Genomic DNA, 20902 nt, shown 5'->3' with positions numbered 1-20902 from the left:
CTGAGTCAAGTTCAGAATAATAGCTGTTGTTAGTAAATATGCACCGCGTAAGGGATTGATGCGGCATCCTTTTTAAAACTATCTAAAACCTAACATTGTTAAGAACTAGAATTTAGCAGATTGCCACGTCTTTTGTCCTTGCAATGACGTTTTAAAAAGATATAGCGGAAAGCGCGACCCAAACCTTTTTTTGGTTTGGGATACGCCATAAGCTTACTTATTTACTGAGAAAATATCTTTTAATTGCTCGATCACGTTTCCGTTTCCGGCTACTGTAATTTCGCCAATTTTATCAGCAATTTTCTCTACATACTCCATTTCTTTTAATTTAAACAACATGTTGTTGTCTTCCATTAATTTTGCGGTGTTTAATAAGCTACGTGTTGCAGCTGTTTCTTCTCGTCTTGTGACTACATTGGCTTGCGCTTTTTTGTGAGCAATTAATACTTGGTTCATGATTTCTTTCATGTCGCCTGGTAAAATGACATCTCTAATGCCAGCATGTAATACATGGACACCCAATTTTGTGGCTTGCACTTTTACATCTTGTAAAACGGCGTTGGCAATGGTTTCTTTTTGCTCTAACAATTCGTCTAAGGTGTAAGCGCCAACAAAGGCTCTTAATGCTAATTGCAAGGTGATGTATAATTGCTTATCGTATTCTTTATTGCGCATTAACGCCGTTTCGATATCTGTAACTTTGTATTGTGCGTAAAAGTTAATACGTACGCTTGCTTTGTCTTTAGTTAATAACTCTTGACCTGCGATTTCTAATTGTAATTGACGTAAATCTGCTTTTGCGATTTTAATGGTTTGATCGTTTCTCCAGAAACGGTATGTACCGTGTTCTACAATTTTTTCGAACGTATCGTTTACTATTAAAATGGCTTTTTCGTATGCGGCAACTTCGAAAACTCTAATGTATTTACTTAATTGTGGTTTACTGAAAATAGCTTTATCAATGTCTTCTGTAATTTCGATTTTGTTTAAATCGGCCGTTACAAATTTGTAATTGATTAAGGTATTCCAGTACGCATAACGACCAGCTGTTAAAACGCTTTTAAAGTTGTTGTTTTCGTAAACCAAAACAATTTCGTTATCCTTAACTTCTATAATGGTTAACATATTTGCTAAAGCGTTATCTTGAAGTAAGATTTCTAATGCTTTTGGCGTTTGAAATGGTGTGTTTAAAGCGTACTTTATTACGCATTCGCTAAAGCCTAACCAATGTGTTCCTTGGTTAATTACGCGTAGGTAATTTCCGTTTTTAAATACTAAACCTACGTTTCCTGCATGAATTCTTACTCTTTTCATTTGATTTGTTTTTATTGTTTTTTAATTGTCAAATGGTGCATCCATTTTGTGTTATAAACCAAGCTGCTAACTGTTAGTTATGGATGATTTATGATTTCTAATTTTTTAGTTCTGATGCTGTTTTTTTATTTCAGAACGATTAAACATTTATAATAGATTTCTCTTCCTTAGAGAATGACTATTCTTAGTAAAACAAAGCGAAAGAAAATCATCTTTCTGACTACGGAAATACAAGCGATTTTAAAGTGTTTTATAGATCGTTTCTATTGATGATTTATTAGTTTTTAATGTGCATTCACATATTTTGTAATAAATAAACCCTTAAAAAGGAAACATAAAACGGCTTTTAATACTACTTTATCTCAAGGTGTTTTCTGGACTGCTTTAACAACAGGTTGTTTAGACTTAAAAGTATTTAACAACAAGTTGTTTAAGCGCGTTCGCTTTCACTTTGTTTTTGCCGATTTAAGTGCGACTCACTTGGTGGTCTTTTTTAAAAGTTAACCTTCTTTTTCTAAAGATGGATTTTGAGTCCATTTCAAACTGTAACCTAAATACAGCGCGTCTACCAATTTCGCCACTAGACCTTTTGATCTAGGTAGGATTCGAACCTACACTTGTTCTACTGCTTTACCGGACTTAGCTACTTCAAATTAATGAAGACAGGATTCGAACCTGTGTTAATAGAGTGAGACCATTTTTTGGATAACAGTCAAACCTTCAAGTCAAGTTGAACATAAAAACCTCATGCCAATTGGCAAGGATTTATGCAATAGTGCTATTCCGAAACACTTAACAAGACTCGCTTGATGTGGAAATAGTAGGACTCGAACCTACATGTTCTGTTAAGAAACGAGATTTACAATCTCGGGAGCCAGCCAATTGCTCAATATTTCCATTTTATTTGTACCTCTTACCAGATTCGAACTGGTACTTTCACAATAGTGAACAGATAGACTCTAAATGCGCTTCCCTACTTTAAATCTTGTTTATTTCGGTGCTTCTGCAAAATCTAGTCATTGGTGAGTGTGCCACCAACCACATTATCCTATCACTCCACGGTTACGTAAATCTTTTTCCGCAGCTCTTCCTTTTGAGCTAAAGAGGTTTTTTGTCTGAGAAGCAGGACTCGAACCTACAACCTCTCGCTTCCAAAGCGAGTAAACTACCAATCGTTCTATTCCCAGATATTTATTATTTAAAAGAACTTTTATTAAACTCCACCAGCTTCATTATCTGGTGGAGTACTACATTTAAAGTCTGATTCCAAAAAGACTTCTTATTAATTACTTTGCAAATATTCTGCACTATTGCGCAATATTTTTGCGTAGTTAATTTATTTTTTGTTTTTCTTTCTTTTTTTCTTCGTTTTACTGTTAGCCATTTTCTTTTTGTTTGATTTTACCTTGTTTTTTATTCTAGATATTTCAGAATTTATAAAACTTGTATAATCATTGTTGTAAGCAAATTGTTTTGCTGTTTTTAATGCCTTTAAGCTTTTTTTGTGTGCTTGTTTAGTTTCAAATAGTTGTCCTTGTAATACCCAAACCTGACTTTTGCCTAAACCTTTTACGGTAAAGGCAAAGTCTATTAATTTTTGAGCTTCTTCGAAATCTTCATTCCATATTAAAACCAAAATGTAGTGTTTGTACACTTTTATAAAATCCATTTTATTAGCCAAAGCTTCAGCGTAATACTGTTTTGCCTTTTGGTAATCACCAAATTGTTCGGCTTGTAAACGTCCCATTAAATACAAAGCGTAAACATTTTCGCTTTCGTAGGACAAGGCATAATTTAGATTTTCTACAGTTTCTTCTAGTTCGTATGGATAAGCATCTATGGCTTTAAGCACGTAATTGTTTAACAAATTCGTGATCATTTTTTAATTATTTAATTGTTCGCGCAATTCGTTTTTTAATGCGCAACGTTGTTTTTTGTAATGTTTTACAATTCTGTTTTTCTTAAAATCTGAACCTTTAAAAACTTGTACTGGATTGCCACGTTGTAATGTTAAGTGGTTTTTCCATTGGTCTTTTATGCCAGATTGTAAGGCTTCTAATTGTAGCTCTACTACTTTTTCTTGTAAGCGCGCTCTTGCTATTTTTTTGTTTTGATGTTGCGAGCGACTATCCATAACCAATACTTGTGTTTTTGTTGGTAAATGCGTCGCTCTAATAGCTGAGCTTACTTTGTTTACATGTTGTCCTCCAGGTCCAGAACTTCGTGTGGCTTGATAGGTGATGTCTCTTTCTAGAATTTGAAACTGTTCACATTTTCTTATTTCGTACAAGCCGATAAACCAGTTTTTACGCTTGTTTTGAGGTCTAAAAGTTGAGGTTCCAATCCATTGTATTGTTCCTGTCCATTGACTTAAAAATCGACTCAGGTTTTCTGATTTTAATTGAATTGATACCGATTGTAATGTTCTGTTTTCAATACCTTTTTCTCGATGTAATATTTTATACTCTATGCCTTTGTTACTTGCAGCTTCTAAAAAACGTTTTAGAATTTGAGCGACAACCCAACAACATTCTGCTGGACCTCGACCTGAGGTTATTTGTATTATTTTAGTATTTATTAATGGTTTTCCCATGATATATTGTCGTTAATTACATCCTTAATCGCATACTTTTTTAGCGCTTTTAGATGTTTTCTTATTTGTAATTTTTCTTGTTTACCGTCTACATAATCCCATTTGTATTTCCAAGGATTCATAGCTTCTGTAATGTTGTAATATCCTTTTTTATTAAGTTGAGAATTGATGAAATCATCTTCCTTAATTAATTCTGGGTCAATACGTTTTCTATGCGTTATGTAAGCTCTGGTATGTTTAATTTTATAAGCGCCTTTTGGTATGCGTATATAAAATCGAAGCTTCAATTTTTTAGCTTCATTTCTATATTGAAACGATGTGCACATGCATTGTGCTTTATAGCTTAGTTTATTAAATTGCTTTTTGCTTAGCGTTGGAAACTCTTTGTATATAAGGTGTTTTGACGTTTGATTTAACCATTTGTTTTCGGCTTCTTCTTTAGTTCTTCCCCAATAATACTTTTCGATTTCATTATAAATTTCTAGAATAGCAGCTTTGTTTTTATAGCGCTCAACTTTTTCTGTTATAATAATTTCTTTATACCAACCGTGACGTATCGGTTTTATTAATTCGATATAACCTAAGTCACGTTGTAATTTCCAAATTTCCCATTGCCTATTTTTTAAACGACGGACTTCTTTTTGTCGTTCTTCTTTTATATTTACTGGTTTCATTAGACATTTTTATCATTGTTTTTGTCTGTTTTAAATGATTCCAATAATTATTATGAATTAGGAATCAATGTCTAGGTAAATTGTGTGTGTTTCATTTTAAATTCTTTTTTTGAAAATGCATTTTTAAACGTGTCGATTACGATTAAAAATGATATTCTAGTTGTGTTTACTACTGTTTTGGAGTTTTCTTAGCAGGCTTGCTAATGACTGAAAACAAAAAACCCGAAACAGTTTTTAAGTTGCTTCGGGTTTTTCATTTATTTATGAAAGATTGTATTAACTAAAATACTCACGAAGCACCATAAAAGGCAGAATACCTTTAGGACGATTTTGATTTGATATGAATAAATACATAGCTTCTTGTTTAGTTAATAATTGATTTTTTGTTTTGTTTAGGAATTACTATTTCCTGAGTGCAAATATTTAACTTTATTTTCGACTTTTCAAAATTTATTTTTTATTTCCTTGAAAATCAGCTTGCATAATACGAAGTATTATATTTTTTTGAAAAAAGCAAGAGAAAACTATTAATTTGGTGAAATTTCTTTAATTAATTTCAATTACGCATTAATAACGGGTAGTAATTGTATACTTTTATTTAGCTTAAAAACAGGTAAAATGGCAGTCAATAAAAACGCATTAATTCGATACAAAACCATAGATAAATGTCTTCAGAATAAGTTTAGAGAATGGACACTTAACGATTTAATTGAAGCAGTTTCCGATGCACTTTACGAATATGAAGGTAAAGATGTAGATGTTAGTAAACGTACCGTACAATTAGATTTACAAATGATGCGTAGCGATAAATTAGGTTATAATGCGCCAATTGTAGTTTACAATAGAAAATTTTATAAATACGAAGAAGATGATTATAGTATTACAAACAGTCCAATTTCTAATCAGGATTTAACGAAATTATCTGAGGCTGTTTCGTTTTTAAAACAATTTCAAGGTTTTTCGCATTTTGAAGAATTAGGTAGTATGGTTCAAAAACTGGAAGATCATGTTCACACTCAAAAAACACAAGAAAAACCATTAATAGATTTCGAGAAAAACGAAAACTTAAAAGGATTAAAATTTTTGGATGTTTTGTATCAATTCATTTTAAATAAACAAGCCATTGAAATTACGTATCAGTCGTTTAAAGCGAGACAAGAAAACACATTTACTTATTACCCATACTTGTTAAAAGAATTTAGAAACAGGTGGTTTATTATTGGGAAAAGACAAAAAAATGAAGGCTTAATGAATTTAGCTTTAGATAGAATTATTGCTATTGAAAAGAGTGAAAAACCTTTTGTGTATGATCCTGAATTTAATTCGGAAACCTATTATAAAGATGCTATTGGTGTTTCTGTTAGTCCGCAATTAGAAACAGAACACGTTTTATTATATATAAACCATAAACAAGCACCTTATGTGTTAACGAAGCCTTTTCATCATTCGCAAAAGGAAGTGGGAAGAGATAATTATGGTGTTACTATTTCTTTAGATGTGCAACTTAATTTTGAATTAGAAAAAGAAATTCTTGGTTTAGGTGAAGGTATAAAAGTTATTACTCCAGAGCGTTTAAAACGTCAGATAAAAGAGCGATTATATGATGCTGTAGACGCTTACGAAACAGAGATTAATGATAAAAATTTACGTACGATTGCAAAACGATTGGAGTACAAAGGTTTCGGTTTATTAAATCATGTATATACTAAGCGCGATATAAGAAAATTGAAGGCAAGGTTTGATAATTATATAAAGCAGAATAACGAGCAAGCTTTTGGTATGAGAGAAGTGCTTAAAAAGATGCCGGAATTAAAAGAAATCCTTATTAATAAGAATTTTAAAAAACTGATAAAGGCTATAGATAAAGATGCTTTTTTAACGAAAGCGATATATTTTGATAAATCACCAAGTGATAATTGGTATGTAACTTGGCATCAAGACGTGCCAATAAATGTATTAGAAAAAAAGGATGTAGAAGGCTTTGTATCTTGGACTAGTAAAAAAGGAGTGTTAAGTGTTTGTCCTCCAGAAGCGATTTCTAAAAACACTTTTTCTATGCGTATTCACTTAGATGATACTACAAGTAAAAACGGTGCTTTAAAGGTGATTGCAGGTTCGCATAACAAACGCTTATCTGACGATGAAATACAGTTAATTAGCACTAATTCTATTCCTTTTGTAAGTGAAATAGCAGCAGGTGGTGTGCAATTATTAAAACCATTGTTATTACATGCTTCGTCTAAAACCACGGTTCAAAAAAGGCGTCGTGTTTTGCATTTAGAGTTTTCTTCTATTGAGTTGCCTAACGGGTTGGAGTATGCGGAACGTGAAGATTTATAAAGGTATTTCTAAGAAGATAGTGGTTTCTTTTTTAAGCGTTTTACTATTCTCAAAAAAGACTTTATTCCCATCAAGATCCGCTTCAATTAAATAATGATTGCCTTTAAAATAGCTGTTTTTTACAATGGCTTTTAAGTCTGATTTTTCAACTATTTTTAATTGATGTGCGTAAACAATTGTATCATTTATAACATTAAACTCACCAAAAAACGAAGCAATTAAAGGTGTTTCTGGTGTGTTGTATAATTGCTCTGGTGTATTGTAAGCTTCAATTTTATTGTCGTTTAACACCATCATTTGGTCTGCAAAACCTAAAACATCTTCTTTGTCGTGAGAAGCAACAATACAGGTGATATTCTTATCTTTTAAATACTTAAAAATATTACGACGTAACGATTGTTTTTTAAAGTTGTCGATGTGGCTAAATGGTTCGTCTAATAAGAGTATCTTAGGTGCATTTGCTAAAGCTCTTGCTAAGGCAACTCGCTGTTTTTGTCCGCCGCTTAATAATTTCACTTTTGTTGATGCTAAATTTGTGAGTTCTACAACTTCAAGAAGCTCTGCGGTACGTTCCTTTTTTTCTTCTTTATAAAAGTTTGAAAGATGCTGACCAATATTTTCTGCTACCGAAATATAAGGTTCTAGTTCAAATTCTTGAGCAACATATTTCATGAAATCGTAGCCAATAACAAGATTGTGTTTTGGACCTAGAATTTCTTCTTTTTTCCAAAATACGGTTCCGTTATTTAAATCATATTCTCCACGAAGTACTTTTAAAAGTGTGCTTTTTCCACAGCCACTTTCTCCTATTACTGCAAGATACTCTCCAGGCTTTACATTAAAAGAAAGGTCTTTTAAAACGGGTGTTTTTTTGTAAGAAAATGAAAGGTTTTTTACGTTTAGCATATTACAAAAATAACACAAAAAAACCGCTCAACTTATTGAGCGGTTTTAAATTTAGTAAATAGTTTGAGTTAATTCCAACCGCCACCTAAAGCTTGGTACAGTTTTACGTTAGCTAATAATTGGTCGCGTTTAGTTTCTATAATTTCTATTTTAGAATCTAATGCTTCGCGTTGTGTTAGCAACACTTCTGTGTATTCTGCTCTTGCAGATCTAAACAATTTAAGAGATAATTCTATAGACTCTGTAAGTGCTTGTACTTGGTCTTCTTTAAGCTCATAACTTTTTTTAAGATTGTCTACATTAGATAGTTGATTTTGAACTTCCATAAACGCATTTAAAATGGTTTTTTCGTATTCAAAAACAGCTTGCAGTTGTCTGTCATTAGCATTTTTATACTCTGCTTTAATCGCATTTCTGTTAATTAAAGGGCCTACCACATCTCCAACTAAATTGTATAATAAAGATTCTGGAGTGCTTGTTAAATATTTAGGCTTAAAAGCTTCTAATCCAACACTGGCTTTAAGACCAATGGAAGGATAAAAATTAGCTTTTGCAACACTTACATTTAATTTAGAAGCAGATAACTCGTATTCTGCTTGTCTAATATCTGGACGATTAGCTAACAACTGAGCAGGGACTCCAGAAGACATAACATCTACTGTAGTGGTTATAAAATTATTAGAGCTTCTAGTTATGGTTTGTGGATAACGACCAACTAAGAAATTAATCAAATTTTCTGTCTCCACTATTTTTTGTTGAATTAGAAACTTGTTACTCTGGTTTTTATAAACATCGGCTTCAAAACGTCTTACGGCTAACAATGTTGCTCTGGCGGCTTCTTTTTGAAGTTTTACCATTTTTAAAGCTTGTTGTTGAATCTCTAAATTTTGTTCGATAATTCCCAATTGATTGTCTAATGCCATCAGCTCGTAATATGAACTGGCGATTTCGGTTACCAATTGTGTTACCATAAAATTCTTACCTTCAACTGAAGCTAAATATTCTAAAACTGCTGCTTTTTTTCCGTTTCGAAGTTTTTTCCAAACATCAAGTTCCCAAGAAGCTGTAAGTCCTGCTGAAAAATTAGTTAATGGTTCTGGAAATTCTTCACCTTCACGAATGTCTAGATGTTTTTCTACAGCACCATTTCTAGTATATTCTCCTACTTTTTCAACTTCAGCGCCAGCAAAAGCACTAACAAATGGAAGATACTCACCTTTTTTTGCTTGTATCTCGTTTTTTGCCATATCTACTTGTTGCAACATCATATTTAACTCTTGATTGTTAACTAATGCAGTGTCTATTAAAGCGACTAAATTAGCATCCGAAAAAAAGTTTTTCCATTCTATGTTAGCGGTGTTAGTGGTGTCTGCTGTTTGGCTTTCGTACTGCTCAGGAACCGTTTTATTTTCTTCTCTAACGTTTCTAGTTGGGACACAAGAATACAAGGAAACTAATGCTAAAACACCAACTGCATAGTGCTTTGTAATCTTAATATGTTTTTTTATATTATTCATCTTTGTTTCTTTTACTTAGTTTTTTAAATAGACTTTTCAGTTTACTTATCTGTTCAGTATTGTCTTTTGTTTGTTGACCAGCGGATTCATGATTTCTTATAAACTCTTCAGATAATGGTTCATGAGACTCGTCTTTAATAAGACTTTTTCCTTCAGCCATTTTTGCGAAAATGTAATATAAACCAGGAATGATTAACACACCGCCAAGTGTACCAATAAGCATTCCTCCTAATGCAGAACTACCAATGGTTCTATTAGCAATTGCACCTGCTCCTGTTGCTATAATTAACGGAATTAATCCTGCGATAAAAGCAAAGGATGTCATTAAAATAGGTCTAAATCTTGCTCGAGAACCTTCAATTGCAGCTTCTAGTATCGTTGCACCTTCCCGTTGTTTTTGTACTGCAAATTCTACAATCAATACTGCGTTTTTACCAAGTAACCCGACTAGCATGATAACACCAATTTGGGCGTATACATCGTTGGCTAATCCCATAGATTTTAATAGGAAAAACGATCCAAAAACACCAACAGGTAGGGATAGAATTACAGCAAATGGTAATAAGAAGCTTTCGTATTGTGCGGCTAAAACAAAATAGACAAAAATTAATACGATAATAAAAATATAAGTAGATTCATTACCTCTGCTTGCTTCGTCGTAAGACAAGCCTTCCCATGCAATGTCGTAACCTCTTGGAAGCTCCTTTGCAGCAACTTCTTTAATGGCGTTTATAGCATCACCACTGGTAAATCCTGGTGCAGGTAAACCTCTAATTGAGGCAGAATTGTAAAGGTTGTAACGTGTAATTTCATTAGGGCCTAGTTTTTTGTTGATGGTCATAAATGCAGAATATGGTACCATTTCACCTTCTTCATTTTTAACAAAAAGTTTTTCTAAATCAGATGGTAAACGTCTGTATTCTGGTCCTGCTTGCGTGTATACTTTAAAGAAGCGACCAAAACGAATAAATCCTTGTTCGTAAGTACTACCAATTAAAATATTTAAATTCTCCATTGCTTTACCAATACTAACGCCTTTTTGCATGGCAATTTTATTATTTATTTTTAATTGATATTGTGGATAATTTGCAGAGAAAAAAGTAAATAAACCCGTTAGCTCTTTACGTTTAGATAAGGCTTCAATAAAGCTATTATTGATCTCCTCAAAATGATGATAATCTGTAGAGTTTGTTTTGTCTAATAAACGCATAGCAAATCCTCCAGAAGATCCAAAACCGGGAACAGCAGGTGGTTCAAAATACTCAATAACAGCTCCTAAATCTTTAGTTTCTTCTTCCAGCTCTTCCATGATTTCGTGTACAGAATGTTCACGGTCAGACCACGGTTTTAGGTTAATTAAACAGGTTCCGGCGTTAGATCCGCGACCTTCGGTCATAATCTCATAACCCGCTAAAGAGGATACTGATTGTACGCCTTCCGTTTCTTCGCAAATTTTTTGAAGTTTTTTAGCAACTTCATTGGTACGTTCTAACGTAGCTCCAGGAGGTGTTTGGATAATAGCATAAATCATCCCTTGATCTTCATTGGGTATAAATCCAGCAGGAAGCACTTTGTTGGTTACAAAAATTCCGACACAAAAAGCAATCAATATTCCAAAGGTTACAATACGTCTGGCTACAATTTTATTAAGGATTTTCACATAGCTTCCAGTTAGTTTTTCGAAACCATTATTAAACCAATTAATAAACTTATCAATTAACGATTTTTTTGCTTTTCCATGATTGTTTTTAAGTAAAATAGCACATAAAACAGGTGTTAACGTTAAGGCTACAATTGCCGAAATAACAATAGATCCAGCCATTGTGATAGAGAATTGTCTATAGAAAACGCCGACAGGACCTGACATAAAAGAAATGGGTATAAATACCGAAACCATAACTAATGTGATGGCTATAATGGCGCCACCAATTTCGCCTAAAACTTCATAAGACGCTTTGTAGGGCGTGAGGTGTTCTTCCTCCATTTTAACATGGACAGCTTCCACGACGACAATCGCATTATCGACGACAATACCAATAGCGAGTACTAAAGCAAATAGGGTTATTAAGTTAATGGATAGCCCAAATAATTGCATCACAAAAAAGGCCCCAATTAACGAAACTGGTACAGCTATAATTGGAATTAACGTCGAACGCCAATCTCCTAAAAATAAAAAGACCACAAGAGCAACTAATATAAAAGCATCTCTAAGCGTGTGTAATACTTGTTCTATAGACGCATCTAAAAAGTTAGAAACATCATAACTAATTTGAAAGTCTACATCAGGAGGAAGTTCGACTTCTAATTCTTTTAATTTTTCTTTTACAGCATCAATAACATCACTACCATTACTCCCAAACGTTTGTTTTAATACGATGGATGCAGATGGTTTTCCGTCTAAATTAGAATAAATATCAAAAAATTCGCTCCCTAGTTTTACGTCGGCAATATCTTTTAATTGAATAATTTCACCTTCTTTGTTGGCGCGGATAATAATCTCTTCGTATTGTTCTGGTTCGTTATATCGGTTTTCATAGGTTAATACATACTCTAAAGATTGCGAGGTCATCCCGGAGCTTCGGCCTAAACGACCTGGCCTGGCAAGAATACTTTGTTCTTCCATGGCTTCTAAAACCTCTTCTGCCGAAATATTATAAGCACGCATACGATCTGGTTTTAACCAAACACGCATAGCGTATTTTCGACTTCCTAAAATTTGTGCACTGGCAATTCCTTTAATACGTTGTATTTCTGGTATAACTTTGGTGTAGGCGTAGTTGTACAAAAATTTCTCGTCATTGTTTTTATCTGAGCTAGATAGATTGACGTACATCAACATACTAGGTTGCACAGGCGATATAATAACACCTTCACGTTGCACTAATTCGGGTAGTAGTGGCATCACTTGATCCACACGTGTTTTTACCCTAACTACTGCTTCGTTTGGATCTGTACCTGGTTCAAAAATAACACGGATGGTTGCTTCACCAGCACTAGTGGCATCAGAGGCAATATAACGCATGTCTTGCACACCATTTATGGCTGTTTCTAATGGTATTAATGTGGAGTTTACTAATACTTCTGAACTAGAACCTGGATACGCAATAAAAATATTTACGGTTGTAGGTGCTATTTGTGGGAATTGTGATATCGGGAGTTGCTTAATGGCAAGTCCTCCTAGAAATAGGATGATAACCGAAATGACAATAGCCAGAACGGGTCTTTTTATAAATTGTTTAAACATGTCTTTTGTAGATTAAATTCTAAAATTATTCAGCGTATAAGTCTAGCTCAGACATTACTTTGTTTGGTTCTAAAAACTTCGTTTCTATTTCTTCGTTGTTTTTAACCATTCTAATACCTTCTAATAAAATAGTGTCGTTTTCGGTAAGTCCTTCGTTGACAATAAATAGATGAGGTAATTCTGCGCCAATAGTAATTTCTTTTTGCTTAACAACATGGTCTTTGTTTACTACAAAAACATAGGTTTTATCTAAGATTTGAAACGTTGCTTTTTGAGGAATTATAATAACATCTTTAAAAGGAACACTCATTAAAATACTACCTGTCTCACCATGTCTTAAAATACCATCTGGATTAGGAAATGTTGCTCTAAAAGCAATGTTCCCAGTCTCGCTATTAAATTCTCCTTCAATAGTTTCTACAATTCCTTTTTGGTTGAATTCCTTATTGTTCGCCATTAATAGGCCAACTTCTTTTTTAACGTCTTTGTCTGCGCTGGTAATATAATCTAGATATTCTGCTTCTGGTACGTTAAAGTATACCCACATTTTACTGTTGTCAGAAAGTGTAGTTAGCAATTCGCCTTCATCTACAAGACTACCTTCTCTAGCTTCTAGATGATCCATAATTCCATCAAAAGGCGCTGTAATTCTAGTAAATCCTAAATGTGTTTGTGCTAAATAAACTTCGGCATTTGCTTTGTCTAAATTGGCATTTGCCATGGCTAATTCGTTTTGAGACACAACATTACCATCAGCCAATAGTTTTGTGTTTTTTAATTCTATTTCTGCCGCATTAGATTCGGCTTTAGCCTTTTGTAGTTCGGCTTGATAAATATTTGGCATGATTTGGAACATGGCTTGTCCCTTTTTAACATGCTGTCCTTCGTCTACAGATATACTTTTTAGATAACCTCTCTCTAAAGCTCTTAATTCTATGTGTCTAATAGAATGAATCTGACTAACATAATCTTTTGTTATAGTGGTGTCCTTTTTAATAGGATTGGTAACAAGAAAAGCAACATGCTCTTCTTTTTTTTCTTTTTTAGTTTCGCAACTTGTATGAAATAGACATGCGAATAAACCCATGAAAATGAATGTTTTTTTCATAATTTTTTATTTGAAATAAATTGGTAAAATAAAATGTGATTGTAGCCAAACCTTGCAAATAGAGCATAAGTGTGGCTGTTTGTGTTATATTAATTTATTGTGATGTAGTAGCAAATCGATAGAAAATTGATTTGCAAAAAAAGAAAGTATTATCAGATTATGAAAACTGATAGTCTAACATGAAGCTTTGTCGTAGGTTGACAAAGTTTAGGTTTGTAATGGGTCGCTTCTTCTTGAAGCTGAGCCGATAAATCGCTTAATAATTGTGCGTTTAAAAAAACAGAGATATAACTACTAAAAGGAACAATAGTAGTGTTAGAAACGGACTCTTCGTTTTCGGTATCTTCAATTTCGGTGAAATCGAAAATTAATTGAATCTCTTCATTATTATGAATTGTAATTTGAGAACCGTGACTTAAATAGTTCTTAGTAGAAGCGTGGTTTGATGCTTCAATCTTAAGAAGGTTATTTTGTGAGTTGTTAGTATCAGCACTAGTATTTGCAAATACGTTAGTAGCTCCTACAAATAAGAAGAGTACTATTAACGATAAATATTTAGTGGTGATTTTTTTCATTTCCAGTTGCAAAGCTATACCAATTGACTATTACTGCAAAACAAAAAATGTTTTTTTAAATGTTTTTTAAGAAGAAAAAACCTGCAGACTTATTAAAGCATGCAGGTTTTTATATAGTGTAGTTATTTTAGTTTTTAAATTCGTCTTTCATTTTACTAGGTAATACATCATATCCCATATTAAAAAGAGTAAAACCAAAAATATCTGCAGCTTGTTCTATGGTTTTACTAACAGGAGTTCCTGCTCCATGTCCAGCGTCTGTTTCTATTCTAATTAATGTTGGGTTTGTGCCAGATTGTTTTGCTTGTAATTCTGCAGCAAATTTAAAACTATGTGCAGGTACAACTCTGTCGTCATGATCTCCTGTAGTTACTAAAGTTGCAGGATATTGTACGCCTTCTTTTACGTTATGTACTGGTGAGTAGTTTTTTAAATACTCGAACATTTCTTTATTGTCTTCTGCTGTTCCGTAATCGTAAGCCCATCCAGCTCCTGCTGTAAAGGTGTGGTAACGTAACATGTCTAGAACACCAACGGCTGGCAAAGCTACTTTCATTAAATCTGGACGTTGCGTCATGGTTGCGCCAACTAATAAGCCTCCATTAGAACCTCCTTTTATTGCTAAATAGTCTGATGAAGTATATTTTTCTGCTATTAGATATTCGGCAGCAGCAATAAAATCATCAAATACATTTTGCTTTTTTAATTGTGTTCCAGCATCGTGCCATTCTTTTCCATATTCACCACCACCTCTTAAATTTGCAACGGCATAAATACCACCTTGTTCCATCCAAACAGCATTTGTAATACTAAAACTAGGTGCTAAACTTACATTAAAACCTCCATAGCCATAAAGTATAGTTGGGTTTTTTCCGTTAAGGTCTAATCCTTTTTTATGTGTAATTATCATTGGTATTTTTGTACCATCTTTTGACGGATAAAACACTTGAGTACTTTCGTAGTTATCCGAATTAAAGTCGATATCCGGTTTTCTAAACAAAGTTGAAATTCCCTTTTCAATATCGTATTTATAAATACTTCCAGGAGTTACATAGTTTGTAAAAGAGTAGTATAGTTCTTTTTCTTCCTTTTTAGCACCAAAACCACCAGCGCTTCCAATACTTGGTAGTTTTACTTCACGAACTAATTTTCCGTTATAATCGTATTGGAAAATTTGAGAAACAGCATCTACCATATATTCTGTAAAAAAGTAACCACCAGCTGTAGATGGACTTAATACATTTTTAGTTTCTGGAACAAAATCTACCCAATGTTCTGGTGTGGGATTAGATGCATCTACAGTGATAATTTTTTGATTAGGTGCATTTAAATTAGTTACTAAAAACAGTTTAGAATCCACATTTTCTAGTAAATAAGTATCGCTATCTGTATTACCAATAATCTCTACTAAAGGTGCATTGGGAACTGTTAGGTCTTTTATATATAATTTATTCCCAGAAGTTGAAATGCGTGGAGATATTAAAAGGTAACGATCATCTTCTGTAACGCTTCCATAAATATACCTATGTTTTTCTTCTGGTGTGCTACCGTAAATAATTTTATCCTCTTTTTGAGGTGTTCCTAATTTATGATAGTATACTTTATGTTGATCTGTTTTTGCAGATAATTCGCTTCCTTTTGGTTTATCGTAACTAGAATAATAGAAGCCTTCATTTTTATACCAAGACATACCGCTAAACTTTACATCTACAATAGTGTCCTCAATAATCTCTTTAGTTTCGGTATCCATGATTAGAATTTTTCTCCAATCACTTCCACCTTCAGAAATAGCATAGGCTAATTTTTTTCCATCTTTAGAAAAACTTGTACCTCCTAAAGAAGTTGTTCCATCGCTACTAAAGCCATTTGGATCTAAAAATACTGTTGCTGTTTTTGGATCTTCTCCTGTTTTGTATCTGTAAATTACATACTGGTTTTGAAGTCCAGAGTTTTTATAAAAGTACGTGAAGTCTCCTTCTTTAAAAGGTGAACCGATTTTTTCGTAGTTCCATAGTTTGGTTAGTCTCTCTTTTAATTCATTACGAAACGGAATATTATCGAGATAACTATAAGTTGCCTTGTTTTGGTTTTTAACCCAAGACATTGTTTCTTCGCTTCTATCGTCTTCAAGCCATCTGTAAGGATCTTTTACTTCTGTACCAAAGTAAGTGTTAATTGTATCTACTGTATTAGTTGAAGGATAGTTTACAGTAATCGCTTGTCGTTCTTTTTTTTCTTCTTTACAAGACATAAATATTGAAAGTGTTAAAAAGCAAATTGCTAATTTTTTCATAGATAGTAGTTTTATATAGCTATAAAAATAAACAAAAAAGCGCTTACATAGTTATGTAAACGCTTTTTTGAAAATTTAGTATTCTATTATAATCTATACTAGATTGTTTTTTACTAAGTATTCTGCTATTTGTACAGTGTTTGTTGCAGCACCTTTTCTAAGATTGTCACTTACAACCCAAAGGTTTAAAGTATTAGGTTGGGAGCCATCTCTACGGATACGTCCTACAAAAACATCGTCTTTTCCATTTGCGTACAATGGCATTGGATAAGTATTGGTGTCTAAATTATCTTGTATGGTAATACCATCGGTTTCACTAAGTAATTGTGTTACTTCTGAAACATCAAAATCGTTTTCAAACTCTACATTTATAGCTTCACTATGTCCGCCAGCAGTAGGTATTCTAACGGCAGTTGCAGTAACAGCAATTGTTTTATCGTTAAGAATTTTTTGAGTTTCACGAACCAATTTCATTTCTTCTTTGGTATAGCCGTTTTCCTCGAAAACATCGCAATGCGGAATCGCATTTTTGTGAATAGGATAGTTATAAGCCATTTCTCCTTTTATACCAGCCATTTCATTTTCTAATTGTTGTACCGCTTTTACTCCTGTTCCTGAGATAGATTGGTAAGTTGAAACAACAATACGTTTTATTTTATATTTTTTATGAAGAGGTGCTAAAGCCATAACCATTTGAATAGTAGAACAGTTCGGGTTAGCTATAATTTTATCTTCTTTTGAAAGTTCGTTAGCATTAATTTCTGGAACAATTAATTTTTTAGATTGGTCCATTCTCCATGCAGAAGAGTTATCGATTACTGTAGTGCCTGCTTCTGCAAATTTTGGAGCCCATTCTAAAGAGGTGTCTCCTCCAGCTGAAAATAACGCAACATCTGGTTTCATTGCTACAGCATCTGCTAAGCTTACAATTGTAAACTCTTGGTTTTTAAAACTAACTTTTTTTCCAACAGAACGCTCTGAAGCGACAGGAATAAATTCTGTAATTTTAAAATCGCGCTCTTCTAAGACTTTGCGCATAACTTCGCCCACCATACCTGTAACGCCTATAACTGCTAATTTCATAACTAATAGTATTTCAATTTAATATATAAATACAAAGCTATTATATTTATAACTGTTTGGGTTTAAATACTTATTAATTTTTTCGTAAAAATTTAGTATAAAAAAAACCGATTTTACATTGTAAAATCGGTTTTAAGATAATATTTTAAAAAATACAGATTACTTTTTTAAAGCATCTCTAATTTCCATTAATAACTGGTTATCCGTTGGTCCAGCAGGAGCTGCAGGAGCAGGAGGCGTTTTTGTTTTGTTGTAAGCTTTAACAATTAAGAACATTACGAAACCAACAACAAGTAAGCTAATGATAGTGTCAATCCATGCACCATATTCTACAGCAGCAACACCTGCTTCTTTAGCAGCGGCAACAGTTGCGAATACTTGGTCTCCTGGAGTCCAAAACTGATCAGAGAAACTAGCTCCTCCAGTTACTAAACCAATAAGAGGCATAGCTATTTTAGATACAAATCCGTTAATAACTGCTCCTAATGCACCAGCCATAATTACAGCAACAGCGAAATCAATCACGTTTCCTGTCATAATAAAGTCCTTAAATTCTTTAAGCATAATTTTGTTTTATTTAATTAGTTGATATTAACTTTTGTTAAATTTAGTTAAAATTTTAACAAAAAGCTATAATTAATATAGCTTTAAAAAGACTGTTATCGATGAAACACTCGTTTTACTCGCTGAGATACTGAAGTTAGTAACTCGTAAGAGATTGAGTTTATGCTAGCAGCTAGGTCTTCAGCAGAGTGTTCAGGACCAAAAACTATTACTTCGTCTCCTTCTTTACAAGGTATGTTGGTAACATCTACCATAATCATGTCCATGCAAACGTTACCGGCAATAGGCGCTTTTTCTCCATTTATAAAAACAAATCCTTTTCCGTTTCCAAAGAGCCTATTGATACCATCTGCATGGCCAATAGGTAAGGTTGCTGTTTTAGTATTTTCTTTAGCTATAAATGCGCGATTGTAGCCCAAACTATCTCCTTTTTTTATAGTATGAATTTGAGATATACTTGTTTTTAATGTCGCAATTGGTTTAAGTTTTTTATTAATTTCTGGATCATTACCAAAGCCATACATGCCAATGCCACATCTTACCATGTCTAAATGCGCTTCTGGATAATTTAATATTCCTGAAGTATTGCATTGATGTAAAATAGGCTGGTAACCTAAACCATCCATTGTTTTTTGTGAAATAGATTTAAAATCTTCTATTTGATTTAGGGTAAACTCTTTTTCATTTTCATCTTCACTTGCTGCCAAATGAGAAAAAAGTGATTTAACTTTTATGGCTTTAGTAGTTTCTAGAGTTTTTAAAACAGTTTCTATTTCTACATCAGTAAAACCTAATCTATTTAAACCAGTATTAAATTTTATATGAATAGGGTAGTCTGCTTGTTTTTGTTTTTCAGCGACAGCTATAAATTTATCTAAAACACGTTGAGAATAAATACTTGGTTCTAAGCAGCGCTCTATAATTACTTTAAAATTCTCAGGCAAAGGATGTAAAACCAAAATAGGTTTTTCTATTCCAGCATCTCTAAGTGCAATACCTTCGCTTGTATAGGCAACTGCAAAATAATCTACGTCTAAAGTCTCAAGGTGTTTTGCCACTTCTGTAGCATCACTTCCGTAGGCATAAGCTTTTACTACTGCTAAAAAATTGGTGTTACTTTTAAGTTTAGATTTTATAAATGTAACATTGTGTTTTAAAGCGCTTAAGTCTATTTCCAGAATGGTTTCCTGAGATTTAGACATCTTTATCTTTAGTTTTTAGCTCTTCGGCACCATTTACGTTCATTGTTTTTAGCTTTTCACGAGTAACGGCTTTGTAGTATGCAGCACGACTTAAAGGCTCGTATTCTTCGGTTTCACCTAATAATACAAGGTCCTCACTTTTGTTTTTTCTGTAGCTAAATTGTGCTAAATTTCCAGTGCGTGTACATACAGCATGTACTTTGGTAACATATTCTGCAGTAGCCATTAAATTTGGCATTGGACCAAAAGGGTTACCTTTAAAATCCATATCTAATCCTGCCACAATTACACGTATACCTTTATTGGCTAAGTCGTTACAAACGCGTACAATCTCGTCGTCGAAAAACTGAGCTTCGTCAATGCCAACCACATCGCAGCCATCTGCTAAAATGGGAATGTTAGCAGCAGCAGGAACTGGAGTAGAACGTATTTCGTTGGCATCGTGAGAGACTACCATTTCATCATCATATCGCACATCTATTGCAGGCTTAAATATTTCTACTTTTTGCTTTGCAAATTGCGCTCGTTTTAGTCTGCGAATGAGCTCTTCGGTTTTTCCAGAGAACATGGAACCGCAAATAACTTCAATCCAACCAAATTGTTCTTTTTGATTTACTGTATTTTCAAGAAACATTTCGTAATTTTAACACACCAACACGATAAATTTCGCGTTGCTATAAAGGTGGCTCAAATTTATTAAAAATCAAAAGCCTAATTTGTATAAATTTGAATAATTATAAAAATTTTAATCTATGAAGAAGAAGTTAGAATCAGAATTGATGAGCATAGCTCACAAGATTCTTAAACTAAAAGGGAAAGAAGATGTAAATAAAATGCATACTGAAGTTGCTGCTTTGTACGAAAAACTAACGGTTTTAAAATTTGCACAAGAGAACTTTGATGACGTTTTACCTACCATTGGTAACGATTCTTCGTTTTTTGGAATGTTAGATACAGCTTTTAATAACACAGTGAGTGATAATATTGAGGTTGGAAGTAAAACATATATTGATTTAGATGAGCGTGATGATGATGAGATAATGGAGCCTGTAATGGAAAAAATTAAGGATATGGTTGCGCAAATGCCTCAAGAAACACAGCAAATTGATGCCGTCTTTGAGGCGATACAGCCTAAACATCATAAAAATGATTTTGAAGATATTACTGCCGATTTTAACGAAATTCCAATTTTTGATAAGGTAAGTGATATTAAAACGACTGAAAAGAAATCATTGAACGATAAACTAAAATCTGGAGGATTAACTATTGGTTTAAACGATAAATTGGCTTTTATAAAACACTTGTTCGATAGTAAAAATGAAGATTACGATCGTGTAATTTCTCAATTAAATACTATGTCTAGTTTTGGAGAAGCGAGTGCTTTTATAGAGAACAATGTAAAGCCAGATTATAAATCATGGGATACTAAAGAGGAATATGTTGAACGTTTTATCGCTATTATTGAGTCTAGATTTAATTAAAAAATACT

Annotated in this window: 16 protein-coding genes and 3 tRNA genes; 2 read left to right on the top strand and 17 right to left on the bottom strand. The window is 33.2% G+C overall.

The genetic code is table 11. The features are described from left to right. Positions 1-213: 213 nt before the first annotated feature. The 7 genes from ASC41_RS09770 to ASC41_RS09745 form a co-directional block, all read right to left on the bottom strand. Complete coding sequence (locus ASC41_RS09770; protein ID WP_055436461.1) at positions 214-1314, bottom strand: slipin family protein; 1101 nt, start codon at positions 1312-1314, stop codon at positions 214-216. Positions 1315-1903: 589 nt separating this feature from the next. After that, a tRNA-OTHER gene (locus ASC41_RS16830) sits at positions 1904-1965 on the bottom strand. 161 nt (positions 1966-2126) lie between these two features. Next, positions 2127-2211: transfer RNA gene (locus ASC41_RS09765), tRNA-Tyr, on the bottom strand. Positions 2212-2428: 217 nt separating this feature from the next. Then, a tRNA-Pro gene (locus tag ASC41_RS09760) sits at positions 2429-2501 on the bottom strand. Between the two features lie 149 nt (positions 2502-2650). Next, entirely contained in the window at positions 2651-3193 is a 543-nt protein-coding gene (locus tag ASC41_RS09755) for a tetratricopeptide repeat protein (protein WP_055436460.1), read from the bottom strand. 3 nt (positions 3194-3196) lie between these two features. Beyond that, entirely contained in the window at positions 3197-3907 is a 711-nt protein-coding gene (gene prfH, locus ASC41_RS09750) for a peptide chain release factor H (RefSeq protein ID WP_055436459.1), read from the bottom strand. Further along, positions 3892-4581, bottom strand: a complete 690-nt coding sequence (locus tag ASC41_RS09745; protein ID WP_055436458.1) for a hypothetical protein — start codon at positions 4579-4581, stop codon at positions 3892-3894. The genes prfH and ASC41_RS09745 overlap by 16 nt, the downstream gene beginning before the upstream one ends. Before the next feature lie 618 nt (positions 4582-5199). On the opposite strand from ASC41_RS09745, the gene ASC41_RS17300 reads away from it, so the two are divergent. Then, positions 5200-6921 carry a WYL domain-containing protein gene (locus ASC41_RS17300; protein ID WP_055436457.1) on the top strand — a complete coding sequence of 574 codons (1722 nt, stop codon included), beginning with the start codon at positions 5200-5202 and terminating at the stop codon, positions 6919-6921. Here ASC41_RS17300 and ASC41_RS09735 read toward each other — a convergent pair. The 10 genes from ASC41_RS09735 to ASC41_RS09690 all read right to left on the bottom strand — a co-directional run bounded on the left by ASC41_RS09735 (position 6916) and on the right by ASC41_RS09690 (position 20047). Beyond that, positions 6916-7827, bottom strand: coding sequence for an ABC transporter ATP-binding protein (locus ASC41_RS09735; RefSeq protein WP_055436456.1), 912 nt, complete (start codon positions 7825-7827; stop codon positions 6916-6918). The genes ASC41_RS17300 and ASC41_RS09735 overlap by 6 nt on opposite strands. A gap of 68 nt (positions 7828-7895) precedes the next feature. Continuing rightward, complete coding sequence (locus ASC41_RS09730) at positions 7896-9344, bottom strand: TolC family protein (RefSeq protein WP_055436455.1); 1449 nt, start codon at positions 9342-9344, stop codon at positions 7896-7898. After that, positions 9337-12588: an efflux RND transporter permease subunit gene (locus tag ASC41_RS09725; RefSeq protein ID WP_055436454.1), complete on the bottom strand. Its 3252-nt coding sequence runs from the start codon at positions 12586-12588 to the stop codon at positions 9337-9339. Before ASC41_RS09725 ends, ASC41_RS09730 begins: the two co-directional genes overlap by 8 nt. A 25-nt stretch (positions 12589-12613) precedes the next feature. Continuing rightward, entirely contained in the window at positions 12614-13696 is a 1083-nt protein-coding gene (locus ASC41_RS09720) for an efflux RND transporter periplasmic adaptor subunit (RefSeq protein WP_055436453.1), read from the bottom strand. A gap of 152 nt (positions 13697-13848) precedes the next feature. After that, positions 13849-14271, bottom strand: a complete 423-nt coding sequence (locus tag ASC41_RS09715; protein ID WP_055436452.1) for a hypothetical protein — start codon at positions 14269-14271, stop codon at positions 13849-13851. Between the two features lie 127 nt (positions 14272-14398). Continuing rightward, entirely contained in the window at positions 14399-16564 is a 2166-nt protein-coding gene (locus ASC41_RS09710; RefSeq protein ID WP_055436451.1) for a prolyl oligopeptidase family serine peptidase, read from the bottom strand. Between the two features lie 93 nt (positions 16565-16657). After that, positions 16658-17647, bottom strand: a complete 990-nt coding sequence (locus tag ASC41_RS09705; protein WP_055436450.1) for an aspartate-semialdehyde dehydrogenase — start codon at positions 17645-17647, stop codon at positions 16658-16660. A 159-nt stretch (positions 17648-17806) separates the two neighbouring features. After that, on the bottom strand, positions 17807-18211 hold the full coding sequence (gene mscL / locus ASC41_RS09700; RefSeq protein WP_055436449.1) for a large conductance mechanosensitive channel protein MscL: 405 nt from the start codon (positions 18209-18211) through the stop codon (positions 17807-17809). 95 nt (positions 18212-18306) lie between these two features. Next, on the bottom strand, positions 18307-19413 hold the full coding sequence (gene alr / locus ASC41_RS09695) for an alanine racemase (RefSeq protein ID WP_055436448.1): 1107 nt from the start codon (positions 19411-19413) through the stop codon (positions 18307-18309). Then, the gene (locus ASC41_RS09690) at positions 19406-20047 is read right to left on the bottom strand and encodes a thymidine kinase (RefSeq protein ID WP_055436447.1); all 642 of its coding nucleotides are present in this window, start codon (positions 20045-20047) and stop codon (positions 19406-19408) included. The genes alr and ASC41_RS09690 overlap by 8 nt, the downstream gene beginning before the upstream one ends. A gap of 118 nt (positions 20048-20165) precedes the next feature. Here ASC41_RS09690 and ASC41_RS09685 point away from each other — a divergent pair, with 118 nt between their 5' ends. After that, a complete protein-coding gene (locus ASC41_RS09685) occupies positions 20166-20894 on the top strand; it encodes a hypothetical protein (protein WP_055436446.1) in 729 nt (242 codons plus the stop codon). Positions 20895-20902: the final 8 nt, after the last annotated feature.

Origin of the sequence: Lacinutrix algicola, assembly GCF_001418085.1 — a bacterium.
GTDB classification, from domain to species: domain Bacteria; phylum Bacteroidota; class Bacteroidia; order Flavobacteriales; family Flavobacteriaceae; genus Lacinutrix; species Lacinutrix algicola.
This window is presented reverse-complemented; position numbering and strand designations above follow the sequence as displayed.

What these genes read in the sequence shown, in the direction of transcription:
- ASC41_RS09770 (WP_055436461.1), bottom strand. Translation starts at nt 1,314, where the DNA reads ATGAAAAGAGTAAGAATTCATGCAGGAAACGTAGGTTTAGTATTTAAA.
- ASC41_RS09755 (WP_055436460.1), bottom strand. Translation starts at nt 3,193, where the DNA reads ATGATCACGAATTTGTTAAACAATTACGTGCTTAAAGCCATAGATGCT.
- prfH (WP_055436459.1), bottom strand. Translation starts at nt 3,907, where the DNA reads ATGGGAAAACCATTAATAAATACTAAAATAATACAAATAACCTCAGGT.
- ASC41_RS09745 (WP_055436458.1), bottom strand. Translation starts at nt 4,581, where the DNA reads ATGAAACCAGTAAATATAAAAGAAGAACGACAAAAAGAAGTCCGTCGT.
- ASC41_RS17300 (WP_055436457.1), top strand. Translation starts at nt 5,200, where the DNA reads ATGGCAGTCAATAAAAACGCATTAATTCGATACAAAACCATAGATAAA.
- ASC41_RS09735 (WP_055436456.1), bottom strand. Translation starts at nt 7,827, where the DNA reads ATGCTAAACGTAAAAAACCTTTCATTTTCTTACAAAAAAACACCCGTT.
- ASC41_RS09730 (WP_055436455.1), bottom strand. Translation starts at nt 9,344, where the DNA reads ATGAATAATATAAAAAAACATATTAAGATTACAAAGCACTATGCAGTT.
- ASC41_RS09725 (WP_055436454.1), bottom strand. Translation starts at nt 12,588, where the DNA reads ATGTTTAAACAATTTATAAAAAGACCCGTTCTGGCTATTGTCATTTCG.
- ASC41_RS09720 (WP_055436453.1), bottom strand. Translation starts at nt 13,696, where the DNA reads ATGAAAAAAACATTCATTTTCATGGGTTTATTCGCATGTCTATTTCAT.
- ASC41_RS09715 (WP_055436452.1), bottom strand. Translation starts at nt 14,271, where the DNA reads ATGAAAAAAATCACCACTAAATATTTATCGTTAATAGTACTCTTCTTA.
- ASC41_RS09710 (WP_055436451.1), bottom strand. Translation starts at nt 16,564, where the DNA reads ATGAAAAAATTAGCAATTTGCTTTTTAACACTTTCAATATTTATGTCT.
- ASC41_RS09705 (WP_055436450.1), bottom strand. Translation starts at nt 17,647, where the DNA reads ATGAAATTAGCAGTTATAGGCGTTACAGGTATGGTGGGCGAAGTTATG.
- mscL (WP_055436449.1), bottom strand. Translation starts at nt 18,211, where the DNA reads ATGCTTAAAGAATTTAAGGACTTTATTATGACAGGAAACGTGATTGAT.
- alr (WP_055436448.1), bottom strand. Translation starts at nt 19,413, where the DNA reads ATGTCTAAATCTCAGGAAACCATTCTGGAAATAGACTTAAGCGCTTTA.
- ASC41_RS09690 (WP_055436447.1), bottom strand. Translation starts at nt 20,047, where the DNA reads ATGTTTCTTGAAAATACAGTAAATCAAAAAGAACAATTTGGTTGGATT.
- ASC41_RS09685 (WP_055436446.1), top strand. Translation starts at nt 20,166, where the DNA reads ATGAAGAAGAAGTTAGAATCAGAATTGATGAGCATAGCTCACAAGATT.